Annotated in this window: 18 protein-coding genes and 1 pseudogene; 11 read left to right on the forward strand and 8 right to left on the reverse strand. The window is 60.9% G+C overall.

All coding sequences use genetic code 11. The annotated features are described in order from the left end of the window. Positions 1-42: 42 nt before the first annotated feature. The 3 genes from HWY05_RS00495 (at position 43) to HWY05_RS00505 (ending at position 3,637) form a co-directional block, all read left to right on the forward strand. Positions 43-1,356, forward strand: a complete 1,314-nt coding sequence (locus HWY05_RS00495; protein ID WP_176057056.1) for an aromatic ring-hydroxylating dioxygenase subunit alpha — start codon at positions 43-45, stop codon at positions 1,354-1,356. A gap of 33 nt (positions 1,357-1,389) precedes the next feature. Further along, positions 1,390-2,643: a hybrid-cluster NAD(P)-dependent oxidoreductase gene (locus HWY05_RS00500; RefSeq protein WP_176057057.1), complete on the forward strand. Its 1,254-nt coding sequence runs from the start codon at positions 1,390-1,392 to the stop codon at positions 2,641-2,643. A 133-nt stretch (positions 2,644-2,776) separates the two neighbouring features. Next, entirely contained in the window at positions 2,777-3,637 is an 861-nt protein-coding gene (locus tag HWY05_RS00505) for a glycine betaine ABC transporter substrate-binding protein (protein WP_035557023.1), read from the forward strand. Positions 3,638-3,753: 116 nt separating this feature from the next. Here HWY05_RS00505 and purU read toward each other — a convergent pair whose 3' ends face one another. Next, a complete protein-coding gene (gene purU / locus HWY05_RS00510; protein WP_176057058.1) occupies positions 3,754-4,629 on the reverse strand; it encodes a formyltetrahydrofolate deformylase in 876 nt (291 codons plus the stop codon). 173 nt (positions 4,630-4,802) lie between these two features. Next, positions 4,803-5,717 carry a LysR family transcriptional regulator gene (locus HWY05_RS00515; protein WP_176057059.1) on the reverse strand — a complete coding sequence of 305 codons (915 nt, stop codon included), beginning with the start codon at positions 5,715-5,717 and terminating at the stop codon, positions 4,803-4,805. Positions 5,718-5,904: 187 nt separating this feature from the next. On the opposite strand from HWY05_RS00515, the gene betC reads away from it, so the two are divergent. The 3 genes from betC to HWY05_RS00530 all read left to right on the forward strand — a co-directional run bounded on the left by betC (position 5,905) and on the right by HWY05_RS00530 (position 9,856). Continuing rightward, complete coding sequence (gene betC / locus HWY05_RS00520; RefSeq protein ID WP_176057060.1) at positions 5,905-7,443, forward strand: choline-sulfatase; 1,539 nt, start codon at positions 5,905-5,907, stop codon at positions 7,441-7,443. A 40-nt stretch (positions 7,444-7,483) separates the two neighbouring features. Then, positions 7,484-8,437, forward strand: a complete 954-nt coding sequence (locus tag HWY05_RS00525) for a choline ABC transporter substrate-binding protein (RefSeq protein WP_176057061.1) — start codon at positions 7,484-7,486, stop codon at positions 8,435-8,437. A 267-nt stretch (positions 8,438-8,704) separates the two neighbouring features. Beyond that, positions 8,705-9,856: a porin gene (locus tag HWY05_RS00530; RefSeq protein ID WP_035557033.1), complete on the forward strand. Its 1,152-nt coding sequence runs from the start codon at positions 8,705-8,707 to the stop codon at positions 9,854-9,856. 101 nt (positions 9,857-9,957) lie between these two features. Here the strand turns inward: HWY05_RS00530 and HWY05_RS00535 are convergent, their stop codons facing one another. Further along, complete coding sequence (locus tag HWY05_RS00535; RefSeq protein WP_176057745.1) at positions 9,958-10,776, reverse strand: CerR family C-terminal domain-containing protein; 819 nt, start codon at positions 10,774-10,776, stop codon at positions 9,958-9,960. Between the two features lie 232 nt (positions 10,777-11,008). On the opposite strand from HWY05_RS00535, the gene HWY05_RS00540 reads away from it, so the two are divergent. From HWY05_RS00540 to HWY05_RS00560, 5 genes and pseudogenes are all read left to right on the forward strand, one after another. Continuing rightward, positions 11,009-12,058, forward strand: coding sequence for an HlyD family secretion protein (locus HWY05_RS00540; RefSeq protein ID WP_156126711.1), 1,050 nt, complete (start codon positions 11,009-11,011; stop codon positions 12,056-12,058). Further along, positions 12,051-13,673 carry an MDR family MFS transporter gene (locus tag HWY05_RS00545; RefSeq protein WP_244146516.1) on the forward strand — a complete coding sequence of 541 codons (1,623 nt, stop codon included), beginning with the start codon at positions 12,051-12,053 and terminating at the stop codon, positions 13,671-13,673. The genes HWY05_RS00540 and HWY05_RS00545 overlap by 8 nt, the downstream gene beginning before the upstream one ends. 17 nt (positions 13,674-13,690) lie before the next feature. Beyond that, a complete protein-coding gene (locus HWY05_RS00550; protein ID WP_035563151.1) occupies positions 13,691-15,154 on the forward strand; it encodes an efflux transporter outer membrane subunit in 1,464 nt (487 codons plus the stop codon). Further along, complete coding sequence (locus tag HWY05_RS00555; RefSeq protein ID WP_176057062.1) at positions 15,123-15,998, forward strand: glucose 1-dehydrogenase; 876 nt, start codon at positions 15,123-15,125, stop codon at positions 15,996-15,998. Before HWY05_RS00550 ends, HWY05_RS00555 begins: the two co-directional genes overlap by 32 nt. Before the next feature lie 153 nt (positions 15,999-16,151). Beyond that, positions 16,152-16,448, forward strand: a pseudogene (locus HWY05_RS00560) (acetyl-CoA carboxylase carboxyl transferase subunit beta); the annotation flags it as partial. Between the two features lie 23 nt (positions 16,449-16,471). Here HWY05_RS00560 and lhpH read toward each other — a convergent pair. The 5 genes from lhpH to HWY05_RS00585 form a co-directional block, all read right to left on the reverse strand. Next, positions 16,472-17,479 carry a trans-3-hydroxy-L-proline dehydratase gene (gene lhpH / locus HWY05_RS00565; RefSeq protein ID WP_035557039.1) on the reverse strand — a complete coding sequence of 336 codons (1,008 nt, stop codon included), beginning with the start codon at positions 17,477-17,479 and terminating at the stop codon, positions 16,472-16,474. Between the two features lie 33 nt (positions 17,480-17,512). Continuing rightward, positions 17,513-18,634: a branched-chain amino acid ABC transporter substrate-binding protein gene (locus HWY05_RS00570; protein WP_035557041.1), complete on the reverse strand. Its 1,122-nt coding sequence runs from the start codon at positions 18,632-18,634 to the stop codon at positions 17,513-17,515. 203 nt (positions 18,635-18,837) lie between these two features. Further along, a complete protein-coding gene (locus tag HWY05_RS00575) occupies positions 18,838-19,308 on the reverse strand; it encodes a ribonuclease (protein WP_035557043.1) in 471 nt (156 codons plus the stop codon). Positions 19,309-19,451: 143 nt separating this feature from the next. After that, positions 19,452-20,210: a substrate-binding domain-containing protein gene (locus HWY05_RS00580; protein ID WP_176057063.1), complete on the reverse strand. Its 759-nt coding sequence runs from the start codon at positions 20,208-20,210 to the stop codon at positions 19,452-19,454. 297 nt (positions 20,211-20,507) lie between these two features. Beyond that, a complete protein-coding gene (locus tag HWY05_RS00585; protein ID WP_176057064.1) occupies positions 20,508-20,882 on the reverse strand; it encodes a glutathione S-transferase N-terminal domain-containing protein in 375 nt (124 codons plus the stop codon). Positions 20,883-20,990: the final 108 nt, after the last annotated feature.

Raw genomic sequence — 20,990 nt, forward strand, 5'->3', positions numbered from 1 at the left:
GGCCTGGCGCTGCGCCAGACGTGACATGCAACGGAGCACACAATGAAAGTTTCGGCAGACGTTCGCGCAATGATCGAACGCCGCAAAAAGAATCACACGCTGGAAGCGCCGTTCTATACGAGCGAGGCGATTTTCGCGCTCGATATGGAAGCGATTTTCCGGCAGCACTGGATTCAGGTGGCAGTGGAACCGGATGTGCCGGAACCGGGCGATTACATCACGGTGGAGATCGGCCAGGACTCGATCCTGATTGTGCGCGACGACGATATGCAGGTGCGGGCGTTTCACAACGTCTGCCGCCATCGTGGCGCGCGGCTGTGCAATAGCGACAAAGGCTCGCTCGGCAATATCGTCTGCCCGTATCACAGCTGGACGTATAACCTGAACGGCGATCTGATGTTTGCCGAGCACATGGGCGACCAGTTCGACCGCTGCAAACACAGCCTGAAATCGGTGCATGTCGAGAATCTCGCCGGGCTCATTTTCATTTGCCTGGCCGAGAATCCGCCCACCGATTTCTCGGTGATGCGTGCCGCGATGGAGCCATACGTGCTGCCGCACGATCTGGCCGGCTGCAAGATCGCCGCGTCGATCGACATTATCGAAGATGGCAACTGGAAGCTCACGATGGAGAACAATCGCGAGTGCTATCACTGCGTCGCGAATCACCCCGAGCTGACCATTTCGCTTTACGAATACGGCTTCGGCTATCAACGCACGCCGGCCAACGAAGAGGGCATGGCCGCGTTCGAGGAAACCGTGGCGCGTCGCACCGCGCAGTGGGAAGCGATGAAGCTGCCCTCGGCGGAAATCGAACGGCTTGCCGATCTGGTGACGGGTTTCCGGACGCAGCGTTTGCCGCTCGATCGCGACGGCGAATCGCAGACGCTGGACGCGAAAGTGGCGTCGAAGAAATTGCTGGGCGGTTTCGAGCAGGCCGATCTCGGCGGTCTGTCGTTCTGGACCCAGCCGAATTCGTGGCATCACTTCATGAGCGACCATATCGTCAGCTTTTCGGTGATTCCGCTGTCGGCTGGTAAAACGCTGGTGCGCACGAAATGGCTGGTGCACAAAGACGCGCGCGAGGGGATCGACTACGACGTGAACAATCTGACCGCTGTGTGGCGCGCCACCAACGACCAGGATCGCGCGCTCGTCGAGTACTCGCAACGCGGCGCGACCAGCAGCGCGTATGAGCCGGGCCCGTATTCGCCGTTCACCGAAGGGCTCGTCGAGAAGTTCTGCGAGTGGTACATCGGCCGGATGGCGAATTACAGCGATGCACCCCAAACCCACGACGCCGACGGCACCACACCGGCTTCACACGGCGAAAAAGTCGTGTCTTTCATGCGCTGAGCGCGATACCGCAACCAGGAGCGGGAGTAAACAATGATGCGCGATCAGGCGACGTTTCAGGTCAGCCCCGAGTCAGCCCCAAGCCGCGCGGAGAACCGTGTCACGCAGCCGCGTTTCTGGGACGCGCTGCCGGCGCGCTGGGACAGCGATAGCGACGACACGCTCGTGTGCTGCCAGGTTCGTCAGGAAACGCACGACGTGAAGAGCTTTTTCTTTCGTGCGCCGTCCGAACGGGCTTTCGTGTTCGAACCCGGGCAGTTCATTACGCTGGAACTGGAGATAGACGGCGAGTCGGTGAATCGCTGCTACACGATCTCGTCGCCGCCCACGCGGCCGCATACGATTTCGATCACCGTGAAGCGCGTGCCGGGCGGCAAGGTGTCGAACTGGCTGCATGACAATCTGCAGGCGGGTTCGCCGGTTCGCGTGCTCGGGCCGTCGGGTGAGTTCACCTGCGCGCGGCATCCGGCGCGCAAGTTTCTGTTTCTGTCTGCGGGATCGGGCATTACGCCGCTCATGTCGATGAGCCGCGCACACCACGAACTCGGCGAAGATAGCGACATTGTGTTCGTGCACAGCGCCCGCACGCCGGACGACATCATCTTTGCGCGCGAGCTGGATCTGATCGCGTCGAATCAGGCGCGCTTTCGCACGGCGTTTGTTTGCGAGCGGCTCGGCGCGCGCACGAATTGGCCTGGCGTGACGGGGTTTCTAAGCTTACCGTTGCTCAAGCTGCTTGCGCCGGACTTCATGGAGCGCGAGATTTTCACGTGTGGTCCTGCGCCGTACATGCAGGCCGTGCGCAATCTGCTCGACGAGGGCGGCTTCGATCGCGGCCATTATCACGAGGAAAGTTTCTCATTCGAGACCGTCAGCGAAGTGGCCGCGCAATTGACTACCGCGCATGTCGCGGATACGTTGCAAGCCGCAGGCGCTAACGCTAGCGCGGAGAGTTTTGTCGAAGCGCGCGAGCAGGCGCTGGGTTTTGCGCCGGAGGTGGCGCCTGCTACGATCGAAACGGAAACGCGTTTCAAGGTGAGTTTCGCTAAAAGCAATCGCGAGATCGAATGCGGCAGCGGCCAGCATGTGCTCGACGCGGCGAAGAAAGCGGGCGTGCGCTTACCGGCGTCGTGTACGCAAGGCATGTGCGGCACCTGCAAGGTCAAACTGGTGTCCGGTGAAGTGTCGATGAAGCACGCGGGCGGGATTCGTCAGCGGGAAATCGATCAGGGCATGGTGCTGTTGTGCTGCAGCAAACCGCTGACCGATCTCGTCGTCGATAAGTAAGACGAGACGCGCGAGTGCGTGGGCAAGTCGAAGTCGCGTGTGGACAACTCAACGTCGTAAAACAACGCTACCCGGCAATTCTGGCTGGCGATTCTAAATGCTCATTGGGTGGATTGGAAACGGGAGAACGGCGATGAGACTGATCAAAAAGATACTGGTGTTGAGCGCGATGAGCGCGGCGCTGGCGGCCGGCAGCGTGAGCATGGTGTCGGCGGATACGAAGCCGACCATCAAGATCGGCTACGTGGAAGGCTGGGACGATAGCGTCGCGACGTCGAACGTGGCCGCGCAGGTGATCGAGAAGCGCCTGGGTTATCAGGTGACGCTCGTGCCGGTTGCGGCTGGTGTGATGTGGCAGGGCGTGGCGCGCGGCGATCTGGACGCGACCCTGTCGGCCTGGTTGCCGGTCACGCACGGCGCGTACTGGAACAACTTCAAGGATAAGGTGGTCGATCTCGGCCCGAATTTCAACGACGCGAAAATCGGTCTGATCGTGCCGGACAATGCCGACGTAAAAACCGTGGGCGATCTGGAAGCGAAGAAAGCGGAGTTCGGTTCGCGCATTGTCGGTATCGACGCCGGTGCGGGCGTGATGCAGAAGACCAGCGAAGCGATCAAGGCCTATGGCCTCGATTATCAGTTGATGCCGAGCTCGGGCAGCGCGATGACGGCGGAACTGGCGCGCTCGGAAGCAGCGAGCAAGCCGATCATCGTGACGGGCTGGAAGCCGCACTGGATGTTCGCGAAGTACAAGCTGAAATTCCTTGACGATCCGAAGAAGGTGTTCGGCGACTCGGAGCATGTGGATAGCGTTATCAATCCTGAGCTGGAGAAGAAAGCGCCGACGGTGGTCGCGTTTCTGAAGAAGTTCCAGTGGAAGCCGGGCGAGATCGATAGTGTGATGCTGGCCACGCAGAACGGCGAGAAGCCGACTGCCGCGGCGGATGCGTGGATCAGCGCGCATGGCGATCGGGTGGATAGCTGGGTGAAGTAAGCTTGGGTTGTCTGGTTTTGTGTGAAGGAACCGCCGCTGTTTGAGCGTGGCGGTTCGCAAAAAACGCCGCTTTTAGCGGCGTTTTTGTTTGTCGAAGCTATCGACGGCTATTGATGCTATTGCAGTACGACGGTTCTATCACCATTGATAAACACCCGACGCTCGATAAACGCCTTCACCGCACGCGCCAGCGTAATGCTCTCGACGTCGCGTCCGGTGGCCAGCAATCGTTCCGGACTGTACGAGTGATCGACGCGTTCCACGACCTGTTCGATGATCGGACCTTCGTCGAGATCGTCGGTCACGAAATGCGCGGTGGCGCCGATCAGTTTGACGCCGCGCGTATGCGCCTGGTGATACGGCTTCGCACCCTTGAAACCAGGCAGAAACGAGTGATGAATATTGATCGCGCGTGCCGCCAGCGCACGGCTCGTTTCGCCGGATAGAATTTGCATGTAGCGCGCGAGAATCAGCAATTCCGCGCCGGACGTGTCGAACAGATCGAGCAGGCGCGCCTCCTGTTGCGGCTTCGTGTCCGCCGTGATCGGCAGATGATGAAACGGTAAGCCGTGCTGCTGCGCGAGCGGTTCGAGATCGCGATGATTCGAACCGATGCCGACAATATCCATTTTCAGCTCGCCCATCCGCCAGCGGAACAGCAGATCGGCGAGACAGTGCTCCAGCTTCGAGACCATGATCAGCACTTTCGGGCGCGTGCCGACGTCGTGCATGGCCCATGTCATCCTGAAGCGTTCGGCAATCGGCTCGAACTCGTGTTTGAGCGACGCGGCGTGCAGCGTTTCGTTACTGTCTACGCCGTGGAACACGCAGCGCACGAAGAAGCGCTCGCTGAGGTCGTCGTCGAACACGGTCAGTTCGTCGATATAGCAATGATGCCGGTCGAGAAAGCCGACGACAGCGGCGACCTGGCCCGCCGCGCTCGGACACGCGACAGTGAGAACCAGTTGATCGGGACGGGAATCGGCGGACATGCGCTCTCCACATAAACGATAGAACGATGCCGCAGGGCGCGGCATGCATCATCGCAGTAGAGCAAATGGACGGCCTGCGCGGATAGAAGCTAACCGCCGTTGCGCTGGAACGGGTGCGCCAGGCGCGGGTTCGCTGACTGAGCTGACGGAAATGATTGATTCAATTCACGCGCTCATTCCGTATCGAGTCCGCATTCACCGAGCAGCCATTGGCGGAATGCGTTGATGACCGGGTTCGCCGCGCGCTGCGTAACGAGCAGATAGCCGCGCTCCGTGACGACGGGTGCATCGAACAGTTCGACGAGTTGCCCGGTCGCGAGCAGTTCGTCGACGAGCGGCGCCCAACCCAGCGCGACACCCTGGCCCATGATCGCCGCGTGCGCGACCAGCGTGAAGCTGTTGAACGTGATGCCGCGATGCGCGGCCGGTGTGTCGAGACCGTGCGCGGCGAACCAGTCGCCCCATGACAGCCAGCGCGCCGGTTGCGTGGGCTCCAGATGCAGCAGCGGCACGCCCGGCAAGTCGGACGGCGTGCGCAACGACGGATGCGCGGCGAGAAACGCCGGGCTGCATACCGGCATGACGTGTTCAGGAAAGAGTTTCACCACGCCGCGCGCGGTCCAGTCTGCGTGGGCGTCGCCGAAAGCAATCGCAATGTCCGCCTGATCGTGCGACGGATCGAACACGCTCTGCGACGTGATGATTTTCACGTCGACGTCCGGCATCAGCGCCTTGAATTGCGACAGACGCGGCATCAGCCAATACGTGGCAAAGCCGAAGTCGGTAGAGAGCGTGAGCGTTTGCGGCGTGCGCCGCGCGCGGATTTCGGTAGTCGCCGCGCGGATCGTGTCGAGTGCATGGCGCACCGCTTCGAACAGCCGCTCGCCGTCTTCCGTCAGCGTGACGCCGCGATGGCCGCGTTCGAAGAGCGGCGCGCCGAGCGCTTCTTCCAGTTGTACGACGCGCTGACTGACCGCCGGTTGCGTCGAACCGAGTTCTCGCGCGGCGGCCGTGAAGCTGGCGAGACGCGCGGCAGACTCGAACATCGTCAACGCCTGCATAGGCGGCAAGCGATCCTGCCTCGACATAACGCCCCCTTATAGACACATAACGAATTGCCGTCTTCACAGCCGCGAATTGGACGGCAATAGTGGTGCTCATCGCGGCGGCCAGAATAGCGCATCACACATTGCGCGCGACGCCTCCCGCTTCTTGCACCGCTTCTTGCACTATTCCTGGCACCGACACTTGCGATTCTATTCGAGGCGCACTCTCATGCTTGACAGCAAAAAGAATATTCTCATTCTTATGGCGGATCAGATGACACCGTTTGCGCTCGCCGCCTACGGAAATACGCTGACGAAAACCCCCCATCTCGATCGCCTTGCCAAACAGGGCGTGGTATTCGACTCGGCCTATTGCGCGAGTCCGCTGTGCGCGCCGTCGCGGTTTTCATTTCTGTCGGGCAAGCTGCCTTCCGCGATTGGCGCTTACGACAATGCAGCAGAATTTCCGTCGCAAACGCTGACGTTCGCGCATTATCTGCGCGCCGAAGGGTATCGCACGATCCTGTCCGGCAAGATGCATTTCTGCGGCGCCGATCAACTGCACGGCTTCGAAGAGCGGCTGACCACCGACATCTATCCGGCCGATTTCGGCTGGACGCCGAATTGGGACGACTTCGATACGCGCCCGAGCTGGTATCACAACATGAGTTCGGTGCTCGACGCCGGGCCATGCGTGCGCACCAATCAACTCGACTTTGACGACGAAGTCACCTTCACCACGCGTCAAAAGCTCTTCGATATCGCACGCGAACGTCATGCCGGCAAAGATGCACGACCGTTCTGCATGGTGGCCTCGTTAACGCATCCGCACGACCCGTACGCCATTCCGCAAAAGTACTGGGACATGTATCGCGACGAAGATATCGCGTTGCCCACGCATCGCGATTCGTTCGATGAAGCGGACGCGCATTCCAGGCGTCTGCGCCACGTATGCGAAACCGACCGCACGCCGCCCACCGATCAGCAGATCCGCAACGCGCGCCGCGCGTACTACGGCGCGATCTCCTATGTCGACGACCAGTTCGGCGCGATCCTCGACGCGCTCGACCAGTCCGGACTCGCGGAAGACACGGTGATCGTCGTCACGTCGGACCATGGTGAAATGCTGGGCGAACGCGGGCTCTGGTACAAGATGACGTTTTTCGAGGGCGGCTGCCGCGTGCCGCTGATCGTGCATGCACCGCAGCAATTCGACGCGCACCGCGTGCGGAGCTCGGTATCGCATCTCGATCTGTTGCCGACGCTGGTAGAACTGGCGCGCGGCGAGGCACCGACCGAGTGGCCCGATTCGCTCGATGGCCAGAGTCTCGTGCCGCATCTTCTCGGTACGCAGGGCGGCCACGACGAAGCCATCGGCGAGTACCTTGCCGAGGGCGCGATTGCGCCAATCGTGATGCTGCGACGCGGGCGTTTCAAATTCATTCATACGCCGGTCGATCCCGATCAACTCTACGACGTCGATGCCGATCCGCTGGAGCGCGAGAACCTCGCGGCTCGTGCGGAATACGCGTCACAGGTCGCCGCGTTGCGCGAAGAGATCGCGCAGCGCTGGCATCTCGATGCGCTGCACAACGAGGTGCTGCAAAGCCAGCGGCGCCGCCGCTTTCATTTCGACGCCACGACGCAAGGCACCGTGGCGTCGTGGGACTGGCAGCCGCATGTGGATGCAAGCCAGCGGTATATGCGCAATCACATCGACCTCGACACGCTCGAAGCGATGGCGCGGTTTCCCGCTGTTGTCCGTTGATACCCGAACGCCTTATCGATCTCACCTACAGGAAGCCGACATGATGAAAAAGCTCTTCAAACAGGCGGTATCCGGCGTGGCGCTGCTTTGCGCGGCGACGGCCTTCACGGCGGCTGCGGAGCCGCAATCGTGCACGCAGGTCAATATGGCGGGGCCCGGCTGGACCGATATCGACGCGACCAATGCAATGACCGGCGTGCTGCTGAAGGCGCTCGGTTACAAGCAGAACGTGGCCAATCTCTCGGTGCCGATCACTTACCAGGGCTTGAAGAAAGGCCAGATCGACGTGTTCCTCGGTAACTGGATGCCGGCGCAGGCGCCGGTCGTCAAGCCGTTCGAGGAAGAGAAGTCGATCGAGGTCGTGCATCCGAATCTGAGCGACGCGAAGTTCACGCTTGCGGTGCCGGATTACGTCGCGGCTGCGGGTATTCACTCATTCGCGGACCTCGCGAAGAATGCCGACAAGTTCGACAGCAAGATCTACGGCATCGAGCCGGGCTCGCCGGCTAATCAGAACATCAAGAAGATGGTCGACGACAAGGCCTTTGGACTCGGTAGCTGGAAGCTGGTTGAATCGAGCGAAACCGGCATGCTCACGCAAGTAGAGCGAGCCGTGCGCGATAAGAAGTGGATCGTGTTTCTCGCGTGGGAGCCGCATCTGATGAACACGAAGTTCAAGCTGACCTATCTGGACGGTGGCGATAAGTACTTCGGTCCACATTACGGCGGTGCGACCGTCAATACCGTCGCGCGCAGCGGCTATGCGGAACAGTGTCCGAATGTGGGGCGTCTTTTTAAACAACTCACGTTCAATGTCGATCTGGAAAACGGCGTGATTACCGAAGTACTGGAGAAGAAAACCGGTGTGGATGTCGCAGCGACCGAAGCACTCAAACGTCATCCGGAATTGTTAAAGACCTGGCTGGATGGCGTGAATACCGCGAGTGGCGCTAATGGGCTACAAGCCGTGCAGACCGCACTCGGCGTGAAGTAATGATGAAGTTGTCGCTTTAAGGTCGCTGAGCGACAGATTCATGTCGCTTCCGGTCGAATCAAACTAAATCTGGACCCGTATTCTTGTCCCGTCGATACCGCTTCGTCTGGTCAACGAAGTCATCGACGCCGGCCTCAGCCGTTTCAGTCAGTCTCAACCGGTTTCGAACTGCCCGTCATGCGAGAAGCGCGGCGCGCTGGGTGACAGCGCGCGGCAGGGATCGCTTTATCCAACGAAATAAGCAGGCAAAGAGCAGGGGAGAATCAGATGAAGAAGAACAGTGCCGTCAGCCTATCCGGACTCGCGATCGCGGCCAGCGCCGTATGCGCTTCTCCAGCGGTCCATGCACAAAGCAGCGTTACGCTGTACGGCATTCTGGATGCGGGTATTACGTATGTGAACAATGCCGGCGGTGCGCATCAATTCAAATTCGACGACGGCGTCTCGTACGGCAACCGGATCGGCTTCAAAGGTGTTGAAGATCTCGGCGGCGGGTTGCAGACGGTATTCGTGCTCGAGTCGGGTTTTCACCTGGGTAATGGGCAATACGGATTCGGCGGTGCGGAATTCGGCCGTCAGGCTTATGTCGGCCTGAAGAGTAATACCTGGGGGACGGTCACGCTCGGCAATCAACTCGATATGACCGAGGAGTTCGTCTTTCTGTACAACATCTCAGCGTGGGCGAGCGGCTACGCGATTCACCAGGGCGACTTCGACCGGATGAACGGCGACCGGTTGCCGAATTCGATCAAGTACATGTCGAACGACTATGCGGGCTTCTCGTTCGGCGGCATGTATTCGTTCGGCAATACCGCGGGCGATTTCCATCAGAAGAGTGCGTGGAGCGTGGGCGCGCGTTATGAGCACGCCGCGTTCAATATCGGCGCGGCTTATACGCAGTTGAACAATCCGTTCGGTATCTACGCGTTCGACCCGTACGCGATGATCGGCACCAAAACCTTCCTCGGCCAGCCGACGGTGTCCGTCGATCCGGCAACCGGAGCGGTGACTGATCTGTATAGCGCATCGTCGTTTCCGGTCGACAAGCAGGGCGCGTTCGCGATCGGCGCGGCTTACACGATCGGCAACGTGATGCTGACCGGCGACTTTACCTACACGACGATCAAGGGTCTGGGGCAAACCTCGCATATGCAGGTTTATGAAGGTGGCGCGTCATACACGATCACGCCCGCGTTGATGCTGTACGGCGGCTATCAGCACACGAGCTTTGAAGGCAACCACTGGAATCAGGGTTCGCTGGGTCTGCACTACCTGCTGTCCAAGCGCACGGATGTGTATATCTCCGGCGATTATCTGCGCGCGTCGGATGGCGTGAATGCGGTGATCGGCTATAGTTTCACGCCGTCGACGTCGAACACGCAGTCGGACGTGCGGATCGGGATGAAGCATTCGTTCTGATGCGAAGGTTGCTTGCCGCGATACCTTGCGGCAAGCACCTCGCGATGCGATGGAACCCGATGCTCGTGAAGCTCGGCGCGCGCTTCACGAAGCAGGGCGATTCAAGCCGGTTTGCGTGACTTTGCTTTGCTCGCGGCGGGCGTGATGGCTTTGGTGGGCCTGGCCGTCTTAGTGGCCTTAGTGGCCTTAGCGGCCTTGGCACTCGCCAAAGCCGCTTCTTCGCGTTCCCGACTCCAGTGCTCAAGCAGCGTGCGTGTCTGCTCGCGGATGGTCGACTTGAGCTGTTCAGCCTTCTCGGCATCGATGCTCGTCCAGCCGAGCATGGCCAACGTCGAGCGATGCGCGACGTGAAAAATCACCAGTTGCCCATGCAGGCTGAAGCTGCGGATCAGCGTCGTCGGGTCGTTGGCGGCACGCCCGGTAATGCGCGAGAGGAGCGCCGCGCTCGCATCGTTTAGCGGCTCGCGGATCTTGCACGCCAGGATATGCGTCGCGCTTTCGGGTTCGTAGCCGGCCTGCTCGCGCGCAAAAAACATTCGCCGGCCAGGTTTGTTCGCCTTCTCGAAAGTGCGGTCGGCCATCACGTCCTGAATGCCGAGAAAGGCGTCGATCAGGACCGCGATGTCGGCGTTGTCGCGCAGCATCTGTTGCGCGTGTTCGACGGCCGGCCCGAAGCTCTCCCATGCGTCGTCCGCGAGCGCTTCGACGCAGGCGCGATACACCCCTTCCTTATTCTCGAAGTAGTACTGCAGCGCGGGCGCGTTGACGCCGGCGCGCGCCGCGATATCGCGCGTCGACGCGCCTTCGAAACCGTGTTCGCCAAACAGCTCGACCGCCGCCTCGATGATCCGATGACGTGTTTCTTCGCCGCGCGCATAGCCGCCTTCCGGCGAGCGCCGCAGTCTCTTTGCGGTGTTCATGCGTTGTGTTCTCCGCCTTTTCCGTTTCTCTTCATGACAGCTGCAGGACACCCCTACGAGGTTCCGCAGAAATATATCACTTGACACAATTTTACCGGCTGGAATAATTGTGCCAACTGGAAACAATTGGACCACCTAGATGTCAACCACCGCAGGCTCTCCCTCCCGCCCGACTCCCGCTGACGATCAGCTTACGGCAGGCGCTCGACGTCCTTCCCGGCGAACCGTGTTAATGGCGCTCGGCGTCGTCGCGCTGATTGTCGGCGCGGTCTGGCTAGCACGCTGGTGGACCGTGGGGCGCTTTATCGAAAGCACCGACGACGCCTATCTGCAAGCCGACAGCGTCACGGTCGCGCCGAAAATCGCCGGCTACGTCACTGAAGTTTATGTCGCGGACAATCAGGTGGTGAAGCCCGGCGATCCGCTCGTGCATCTCGACGCGCGCCAGTATCGGGTGGCGCTGGACCAGGCGCAGGCCACGATCGACGCGCGCAAGGCCGACATCGAGCGAGCCCAGGCGGATATCAAACAGCAGCAGTCGAATATCGCGCAGGCCCAGGCACAGCAGCAGGTGGCGCGGGTGAGCGCCCAGCATGCCGGCGACGAAGTACGGCGTTACGCGCCGCTCGTCGCGACCGGTGCCGAAACCAGTGAACGGCTGGCGGAATTGACCAGCAGCCGCGATCAGGCCAACGCCACGCTGGCGGCGAATTCCGCGGCGGTCGAGGCGGCCCGCTCGCAGATCGGCTCGGCCACCGCGCAACTCGCGCAGGCCCGCGCGCAACTCGAAGCGGCCCAGGCCAGCGCGCAGCAATCGCAACTCGACCTGGACAACACCGTGGTGCGCAGCGTACTCGGCGGCAAGGTCGGCGATCGCACGGTACGTGTTGGGCAGTACGTGCAACCCGGCACGCGGATGCTGACGGTCGTGCCGGTGCAAAGCACGTATCTGCTGGCCAATTTCAAGGAAACGCAGGTCGGCCAGATGCGGGTTGGTCAGCCGGTGGAAATGCACGTCGACGCGTTGCCGGGTCATACGCTGCACGGCGTGGTCGACAGTTTCTCGCCGGGCACCGGCTCGCAATTCGCGCTGTTGCCGCCGGAAAACGCCACCGGCAACTTCACGAAGATCGTGCAGCGGGTGCCGGTGCGGATTCGCATCGACACCGGCGCGGAAACGCGTAGCGTGCTGTTGCCGGGCCTGTCGGTCAACGTGGACGTCGATACGCGCTCGGCGCGCGACCGCGACGAACGGATCGATGCTGAGAACCATCATGGCTGAGCCGGGCGCCGCAGTGCCCGCCACGCCCTCCGCAGCCCCTGCAGCCACCGCGCCGCATGCCGAGGAACGCGCCAGCGTCAGCGACTGGATCGCGGTTGCCGCCGGCGCGCTCGGCGCGTTGATGGCCACGCTCGACATTTCGATCACGAACTCCGCGCTGCCGCAGATCCAGGGTGAAATCGGCGCCACCGGCACTGAAGGTACGTGGATTTCGACCGGCTATCTGATGTCGGAAATCGTGATGATTCCGCTCGCCGCGTGGCTCACGCGCGTGTTCGGCTTACGCAATTTTCTGCTGACCAACTCGGTGCTGTTCATCGGCTTTTCGATGATGTGCGGCTGGTCGCACACGTTGCCGATGATGATCGTTGGCCGCATCGGGCAGGGCTTCGCCGGTGGGGCGATGATCCCGACGGCGCAGACCATCATCCGCACGCGGCTGCCGCTTTCGCAGATGCCGGTGGGCATGACCGTGTTCGGCCTGACCGTGTTGCTCGGGCCGCTGTTTGGCCCGGTGGTTGGCGGCTGGCTCGCTGAGAACATTAGCTGGAGCTGGTGCTTCTTTATCAATCTGCCGGTCTGTATTGCGCTAATGACCTTGCTGATCGTCGGCCTGCCGTCGGACCGGCCGCATTGGGAAGCGTTTATGAAGGCGGACTGGATCGGTATCGTCGGATTGGCGATCGGCCTCAGTTCGCTTACCGTGGTGCTGGAAAACGGTCAACGCGAGCGCTGGTTCGAATCGTCGATGATCGTGACGCTCACCTGCGTGTCGCTGTTCGGCATGCTCCTGATCGCCGCCTCGCAAATGACCGCGAAAAAACCGATCGTGCGTCTGAGCTTGATGCTCAACCCGAACTACGCCAGCGTGATCGTGATCGTCTCCGCGGTCGGCGCGGCGCTGTACGGCGTGTCGTATCTGCTGCCGCAGTTTCTCGGCGTGGTGGCGGGTTACAACGCCGAGCAGGCCGGCGCGATCATGTTGCTGTCCGGATTGCCCGCCTTCCTGATCATGCCGGTGCTACCGAAACTATTGAGCAAATTCGATTTTCGGGTGCTGGTGATCACGGGGCTGACGTTATACGCGATCAGTTGCATGATCGACATCGACCTGACCGCGCAGAGCGTCGGCCACGATTTCGTGTGGTCGCAACTGATTCGCGGCACGGCCCAGATGCTCGCGATGATGCCGCTCAATCAGGCGTCGATGGCGGCCGTGTCGCGTGAAGATTCGGGCGACGCCGCCGGGCTCTACAACATGGCGCGCAATCTCGGCGGGTCGATTGGCCTGGCGATTATCGGCACCGTGATCGACCGGCGCACGACATTTCATGCCGCCACGATCCGCGAGTCGGTCAGCGCCAATTCGCTGATCGGTCAGGAGACGCTGGCGGCCAACGCGGCGAACTGGTTCACCCATACGGGGGATATGGCGTACTCGCAGATGCGTGCGCTCGGCCAGCTCGGTGCGCAGATCCAGGTCCAGGCCACCGTGATGACTTACTCGGAAACCTTCTATCTGCTCGGTATCGCGTTGCTTGCCTGCATTCCGCTCGCGCTGCTGTTGAAAACGCCGCGCAGGAATGCGCCGCTGCCTTCGTCCGCTGGACACTAATGCTCTTCAATCGCCCCATGATGTCCAACCGTCTGACGTGTTTCGCACTCGCCGCCGTTACGTTGCTGTCCGTCTTACCGGGCTGCACCGTCGGCCCGGATTATCACGGTGCGCCGCCGGTCGCGCAGGACGCCCGTAGCAGCGCTACTTTCGTGCGTACGCCGGCTGCCGGCACCACGGCGGCGCCCGCGTCGAACCAGTGGTGGCTCGCCTTCAACGACCCGCAACTGAACGACCTGATCGCCGCCGCGTTCGCGCACAATCCCGACGTCGATGCCGCAAAAGCGCGGCTGCGGGAATCGCGCGCGCAATTGCAGCAGCAACGGGCCAACGAATTGCCGAAACTCTCCGGCGATGCCGCGGCGCTGCGCATGCGTGAGCCCGACGTGAGCGCGCTGAGCTCGTCGAGCGGAGGCAGTTCGGGTTCGTCGGGAAGAGGGCCGTTGCAGCTTTATACGGCCGGCTTCGACGCCACGTGGGAAATCGATCTGTTCGGCGGCACGCGGCGGGCGATCGAAGCGGCCTCCGCGGATGCCGAAGCGGTCGACGCCGATCTCGCGGACACGCGCGTGTCGCTCGCGGCTGAAGTGGCGCAGGCGTACATCGATCTGCGTGACCAGCAGGCGCGGCTCGCACTGGCGCAGCGCCAGGCGGAAACCGAGCAGAAAAGTTTGACGTTGACGCAGCAGCGCAGGGCGCGCGGCACGGCGGCGGACGTCGACGTCGAGCGTCTGACCACGCAGGTGGAAAACACGCGCGGCACGCTGACGCCGCTCGACGCGCAAGTGACCGATTCGCTCGATCGCCTCGCCGTGCTGACCGGCCGTGCGCCTGGCGCGCTGGACGCGCAACTTGCCGACGTGCGGCCATTGCCGGCGCTGCCCGCTACGGTGGCGATCGGCGATCCATCGACGATGTTGCAGCAGCGGCCCGATATTCGCGCGGCCGAGCGACGGCTCGCGTCGAGCAATGCGCAGATCGGCGAACACGTCGCGGATTTTTTCCCGAAGGTGACGCTGCTCGGCGATATCGGTTTCAGTGCGGGCGATCCTGGGCACCTCGTGCGCAAGAGTAATTTCAGTTGGATCGGTGCGCCGTATCTGCAATGGAATGCGCTCGATTTCGGGCGTACCTTGGGTAGCGTGCATGCGGCCGAAGCCTCGCGCGACGAAGCCGAGGCGCGTTATACGAAGGCCGTGCTCGGCGCGTTGCAGGATGCGAATTCATCGCTGTCGCGCTATGGGCATCAGCGTGAGCACGTTGTGACGTTGCAGAAGGTGGAGGCGTCCGCGAGTCACTCGGCCGTGTTGATGCGGCAGCGGTATTCGGCGGGCGTGTCGACGTTGATCGATCTGCTGGATACGCAGCGGGAAGAATTTACCGCGCAGCAGAATGTGGTGGCGGGGCAGGCGGAGTTGCTGAAGGACTTTGTTTCGCTGCAGAAGAGTCTTGGGATTGGGTGGGAGGCACAGCGGGGCTAGGGCGCGATTCTTTGAAAAAATCTGCGGTGTCTTGAGCGATTCGATTGATGGGGTACGCTTGCGTTTTGACCAGCGTGAGTTTTCATCGATGAAACTGAAAAACAGAGTCGCCATCATCACCGGCGCGCAACGCGGCATCGGCTATGCGATCGCGAGACGTTACCTCGACGAAGGCGCACACGTCGTGCTCGCGGATGTGAACGATGCTCGTGACCAGTTGCCGGGTTTGAACGGCGCGCAAGGCACTGCCAGCTTTGTGAAGACGGACGTGAGCATCGATGCGCAGGTCCGTGCGCTGGTCAGCAAGACGCTCGAGTTGCATGGCCGTGTCGATATCCTCGTGAATAACGCGGGCATCGAATTTGCCAAGACCGTTGTGACGACAACGGAAGACGAGTGGGACCAACTGATGGCGGTCAATCTCAAGGGTGTCTTTCTCTGCTCGCGCGCTGTGATTCCCGTCATGCAGCAGCAAGGCAGCGGCGTGATCATCAACGTGGCGTCCGAACTGGGGCTCGTCGGCGAGGCGGGCGTCGCGGCCTACTGTGCGTCGAAGGGCGGAGTCGTCATGCTAAGCAAGGCGATGGCTATCGACCATGGGCCGCAGGGTATCCGGGTAAATTGCCTGTGCCCGGGGCCGGTCACGACGCAATTGCTCGAAGACGTTTTTGCCAGCAGCGACGATCCCGACGGTATGCGTCGAACCTTCGAAAATCAGACGGTACTGAAGCGCCTTGGGCGACCGGAAGACATCGCGGCCGCCGCCGCGTTTCTCGCTTCCGACGACGCCGCTTTTATGGCGGGCAGCGATCTGGTGGTCGATGGGGGATGGACTGCGCGGTAGGACTTTGAGGTCGGCTCGGGGCGCACTCGGGGCGCTTCAGCGCGCTAGCGTGATAGATTGAGTCTGTGTTTCAGCAGGGTGATATTGCGTCACCCATTTTCTTCACCTGCCTGGATGACGATCGATAGATCACAGGAGCGTGTATGAACTGGGGAGGCGGGACTTCCTTTCATCTCCGTGCTCACCAATCCGACGACCGGCGGTGTATCGGCAAGCTTTGCCTTTCTCGGTGACGTGGTAATCGCCGAACCGAAAGCGCAGATCGCATTTGCGGGTCCGCGAGTCATCAAGCAGACCGTTGGCGAGACCTTGCCCGACGGCTATCAGCGATCTGAATTTCTGGTGGAGCGGGGGGCGATCGATATGATCGTGGACCGTCGCAAGATGCGCGAGGAGATCGCGCCCTTGGTGGCACTGCTTACGCGTCTACCGACGGACTCGATGGTCTAACTGATACCTCTGCTGCAATCGATCTACCGAACAAGGAACCCGTATGTGAGCGGGTCTCGCTCATCCACAATCCAGTTCGCGAAGCCGCACACGAAAGCGTTGCCTTCGACTTCGGGAATGACAGCCTTGAAATCGCCAACAGTCGTCTCGCTCAGCACGCGGCCTTTGAACACAGTACCGATGATGGATTCATTGACAAGCGTCTCATCCTTTCCCAACCGGCCACGCAGATAGAGCTGGGCAACACGGCCACCCGTACCGGAACCGGTGGGCGAGCGGTCCACTTCACGGTCCGCGAAAACGCAGCAATTCGCCTGGGTCGAACCGGCATGTCGGGGTGCGTTGGCGATGATGGTCCCGTAGATATGATTGATCTCCGGGATATGTGGATGCTCGACAGGGAACGCGGCGTTGGCGGCCGCCTTCACCTCGGCACCGAAGCGGATCAGTTCTTCCACCGACGACTCGCGAACTTCGAGTCCGTGCGGTTGGCCATCGGTGTAGAAGTAGAACGCGCCACCGAACGCAATATCGCCCGTCACCTTCCCAAACGACGGCGTGTCAACCGTGACGTCTTTTTTCCAGATGAACGACGGCACGTTGACGAAGCGTACGTTGCCCGCATGCTCGCCGTCCCACTGCACGAACGCTTCGATGAACCCGCACGGCGCGTCGATTCCCACGCGCGTTTCGGGTATCTGACGCTGTACCCAGCCCAACTCGACCGCCGCGGTTGAAAGCGCAATGACACCGTGGCCGCAGTGGTCGCTGTAGCCTTCGTTGTGAAGGAAGATGATCCCGAAGTCGGCATTCGGGCTAACCGGTTCCGTCAGATACCCGCCGTACATGTCGGCATGGCCGCGCGGTTCGAACATCAGCGCGCGGCGAATGTCGTCGGCGTTCTCTTTCAACCATGCGCGCCGCTTGACGATCGTGTCGCCAGGCAGCCGCGGCAGACCGCTGGTGACGATGCGAAAGGCTTCGCCGCCGGTGTGGACTTCGACAGTCGAGAGGGTGCGGGAAATTTTCATGTGTGCTTCGTGAGGTCAGTGGGGCGATTGCGCTTACTGGCCGTACGGAACCGGCAGACCGTTCTTGATCACATACACGGTGGTCGGTGCGCCCTTGAGGTCGCCGTATTCGTCGAACGAGTAGGTGCCGGCAACGCCCTTGTAGTTTTCCCTGGCCAGTTGAGCGATGAGTTTCGCCTTGTCGGTCGTCGTGCCCGCCTTCACCATGGCATCAGCCAGCAACTTCACGCCGTCGTAGTAACTGACGGCGTAGACCTGCGTATCGGTGTTGTAGGCGGCCTTGTATTTCTGCAGGAACTCGCGGCCGGCCGCCGTCTTGTCGAGCGCAATGCCGCCCTGCGCGCAATACACGATTGAAGCTGCATCGCCCGCCACCTTGCCCATGTCCGCCGAGCAGATACCGTCGCCGCCAAGCAGCTTCGCCCGGAGGCCGCGCTGGCGCATCTGCTTCGCCATCGGCGCGCCCTGTGCCGCGTAACCGCCGAAGAAAATCACGTCGGGATTCCTGGCCTTGATGGTGGTGAGAATGCCGAGAAAATCGGTCGCCGCGGAGTTGGTGAACTCCTGATCGACAATCTGGATGCCGTTTGCCTTGGCCACCTTGATGAACTGTTCGGCGACGCCCTGACCATACGCCGTGCGGTCATCGATTACCGCCGCAGTTTTGGCTTTCAGCGTCTTCGCCGCGAACTGCCCCATTGTTCCGCCGAGTTGTTCATCGCTAGCACCGATACGGAAAATGTTCTTGAAGCCTTGTTTCGTCAGGGCAGGGTTGGACGCGACCGGCAGCATCGGCACACCACCGGCATTGAAGACGCGTGACGCAGGAATAGCGACGCCCGAGTTGTACGGCCCGACAACCGCGACGACTCCGCTGTCGACCAGTTTCTGGGCGACCTGCACGCCGATTTTTGGATCAGCCTGGTCGTCTTCCGAATCGAGTTTGAACGTGACTTTCTGACCGGCAACCGTGACGCCCGTTTTGTTCAGCTCTTCGATCGCGAGACGTGCGCCGTTCTCGTTGTCCTTGCCGTTCGGTGACTGCGGTCCGGTAAGCGGAGCCGAGTGACCGATGGTGACGACGACCTGCGCGTTGGCGGACAGCGTAAATCCAGCGGCCACGGCAGCAACCGCGATTGTTGCGAGACGGCGCATACGAACTCCAGGTGAGCTAAGGGGAGGCCAGACCATTCCAGTCGGGTCGGCTGACGATGTGACTTCGAGAATGTAGGGGGGCTGCGGGCATCGGGATAGTCGGGTTAACGGTCGGCCGGCCCCTAACGTGCGACGCGGCAAGGGTCGCCTCGGCGTCGAAATTCTGTTTTATTACGGCAGCCATTCGGCTCGCCTGGCTCAAGTCATTCTGCAATGCGTTTGAAACTGGCGTAGTAATCGTCGGTGTAATAGCAGTCGCCGATCTGCCTGCGCGATCCACCGCACACGATGCGTCGCTGCCCGCGGTCCGCCGAGCCAGGCGTGCGAACTGTGTATGCGTGGTAATAGCCGCGCGGATGCAGCGGCAGTAATACCGCGCTGTTACGAAACAGGACCCCATCCTCGCCAAAAGGGTAGGGACCGCCCGCTTTGATCAAACGCAATGTTTCGGCGGCTTCCCCCGGCAATTGCGCCTTGGTGACCGTGACTGGCGTGCTCCGCGCCTGGGCGCCCGACGCGGCGGCTGTGTCGCTCGCGGATTGCCCAGGCTGAACCGGCGCCTGACTCGCGGATGCACCCGCATCCGGAGTAGCGTTTCGCGATCCGTCCTTGCCGCATCCGCCGAGGATCGCGCTCAAGGCGAGGATGTAGGAGAAAGCCCACGCTCGCATCACGAAACGGTTGTCTCCGGGTTGACTAGCATTCGACGACCATCATCCATTTGAGGGTACAGCCAACAGCGGAGCGAATCAACGTTCAGCCCGAAACTGGGATTTTTTTACTCGATAATTGCTGATTTCTTCGGTGGTCTGTCAAGTCACTTTGCACCGTTCGCGGCGAACATCTCCTTCGCCTCGGGTGAAGCCAGGAACGCGATGAAGCCTTCGGCTGCATCACGTTGTGAGGTGTTCGTCATAAGAACGGCGGTGTACGCGAGCGTGCTCTGGAGATCACCCGGGAGCGGGCCGAGGAGCTTTATGCCGGGTGTAGTCGCGATGAGCGGTATCGTACCTGCGACCATGTCGTTGCCATTGCCCTTTAACACGGGTTCAAAAATCCCATTGGGAGTCGTGCGCACAATTTTCGGCTTGAGTGTTTCTGCAATTCCCAGCTGCTCAAGGGTGTTCGCAAAGGCTTGTCCTGATTTAACACTGTTAAAGACGAGGAGGTCCGCACCGAGCAACGTGTTCCTGAGTTTCTCAACAGTTGAAATGTCGTACGCTGGACTATCCTTGCGGTTACCGAGGCCGACGCCAACATGCGCGATTATCGGTCTGTCCCCGGCACTCACCTTGCCCGATTTCGTAAGATTGTCAGCGAAGTCCGGCTGAACGATAACAACGTCGGCCGCTTCGCCGTCTTCAATCCTTTTCTTCACAACCGGCGATGGATCGAACACCAGCCTGACCTGGTTATGTGTCTGCTGGCGATAAAGATCGACGACCTTGGTCAAGGCGGGTTCGAGGGGGCTGTCGCTCATGACCTTAATGTCTGCTGCTTGAATTGATGCAGCGAACGTACAGAATGAGCCAGCCAGAAAGGTGCTCAAGCTGATGCGTTTAAGTTTTGCGTTCATGGAACCTGCCTCGCCGCCGGCCGACATATCAGACGAATCTCCGATTGAACCGGCAAGACCGCCAAGCCAACAACGAAGTAGGTCATGGACTGGGTCATGGCAGTCTCCTTACAAGGTCGCAAGCATGCTTTTATTGTAGGTCAGCGCTCACCGAAGTGGCGTGCGAGGAGCACACGCATCACTGACCCTGTAGCGGCTTGCCGGTGCTGAGGCGACGTTCAAATGACCGCGAGACTGCGCCGGCGACTGGCCGGAGTCAGCCGACAGGGACCCACGGCAAAGCACTACGCACCCGCGTCAGACGATCCCGGCGAAGCGTTGCTCCAGGTACGCGATGATCGCCTTGGAATCGTAAAGCCAGCGCGACTGGTCTTCTTCCTGAATATGCAGGCACGGCACCTTGATCTTGCCGCCGCCTGCCAGCAAATTCTCCCGTTGCGCGGAATCGTTTTTCACGTCGTGCAGAGTCATCGGTACGTTCAGACGATGCAGGGCACGTCGCGTCTTGACGCAGAAAGGGCACGCATGAAACTGATACAGCGACAGTCGCGCCGCTTCCTTTTTCACTGCGGCCTGACCTTGTACCGAACGGCGTTGCGGCCGCGGGCGGCTAAGGGCGTCGCCGAGCACGATTAGCTGGCCGAGACCGACACGCAGGGCTTTCATCAACATAAGGGGTATCTCGAGCGGGGAATAGAAGCTGGCAAGTCTACTCGTTCCAACAGCCGGTCACTTTGTAGTGGTCAAGCTTCTTTGGATACCCACGATGGGGCTTTTCAA

The organism is Paraburkholderia sp. BCC1876, from assembly GCF_902833695.1.
Lineage (GTDB): Bacteria > Pseudomonadota > Gammaproteobacteria > Burkholderiales > Burkholderiaceae > Paraburkholderia.

Excerpts from the sequence above, each read along its gene's own strand:
- HWY05_RS00495 (WP_176057056.1), top strand. The coding sequence starts at position 43 with ATGAAAGTTTCGGCAGACGTTCGCGCAATGATCGAACGCCGCAAAAAG.
- HWY05_RS00500 (WP_176057057.1), top strand. The coding sequence starts at position 1,390 with ATGATGCGCGATCAGGCGACGTTTCAGGTCAGCCCCGAGTCAGCCCCA.
- HWY05_RS00505 (WP_035557023.1), top strand. The coding sequence starts at position 2,777 with ATGAGACTGATCAAAAAGATACTGGTGTTGAGCGCGATGAGCGCGGCG.
- purU (WP_176057058.1), bottom strand. The coding sequence starts at position 4,629 with ATGTCCGCCGATTCCCGTCCCGATCAACTGGTTCTCACTGTCGCGTGT.
- HWY05_RS00515 (WP_176057059.1), bottom strand. The coding sequence starts at position 5,717 with ATGTCGAGGCAGGATCGCTTGCCGCCTATGCAGGCGTTGACGATGTTC.
- betC (WP_176057060.1), top strand. The coding sequence starts at position 5,905 with ATGCTTGACAGCAAAAAGAATATTCTCATTCTTATGGCGGATCAGATG.
- HWY05_RS00525 (WP_176057061.1), top strand. The coding sequence starts at position 7,484 with ATGATGAAAAAGCTCTTCAAACAGGCGGTATCCGGCGTGGCGCTGCTT.
- HWY05_RS00530 (WP_035557033.1), top strand. The coding sequence starts at position 8,705 with ATGAAGAAGAACAGTGCCGTCAGCCTATCCGGACTCGCGATCGCGGCC.
- HWY05_RS00535 (WP_176057745.1), bottom strand. The coding sequence starts at position 10,776 with ATGAACACCGCAAAGAGACTGCGGCGCTCGCCGGAAGGCGGCTATGCG.
- HWY05_RS00540 (WP_156126711.1), top strand. The coding sequence starts at position 11,009 with ATGGCGCTCGGCGTCGTCGCGCTGATTGTCGGCGCGGTCTGGCTAGCA.
- HWY05_RS00545 (WP_244146516.1), top strand. The coding sequence starts at position 12,051 with ATGGCTGAGCCGGGCGCCGCAGTGCCCGCCACGCCCTCCGCAGCCCCT.
- HWY05_RS00550 (WP_035563151.1), top strand. The coding sequence starts at position 13,691 with ATGATGTCCAACCGTCTGACGTGTTTCGCACTCGCCGCCGTTACGTTG.
- lhpH (WP_035557039.1), bottom strand. The coding sequence starts at position 17,479 with ATGAAAATTTCCCGCACCCTCTCGACTGTCGAAGTCCACACCGGCGGC.
- HWY05_RS00570 (WP_035557041.1), bottom strand. The coding sequence starts at position 18,634 with ATGCGCCGTCTCGCAACAATCGCGGTTGCTGCCGTGGCCGCTGGATTT.
- HWY05_RS00580 (WP_176057063.1), bottom strand. The coding sequence starts at position 20,210 with ATGAACGCAAAACTTAAACGCATCAGCTTGAGCACCTTTCTGGCTGGC.
- HWY05_RS00585 (WP_176057064.1), bottom strand. The coding sequence starts at position 20,882 with ATGTTGATGAAAGCCCTGCGTGTCGGTCTCGGCCAGCTAATCGTGCTC.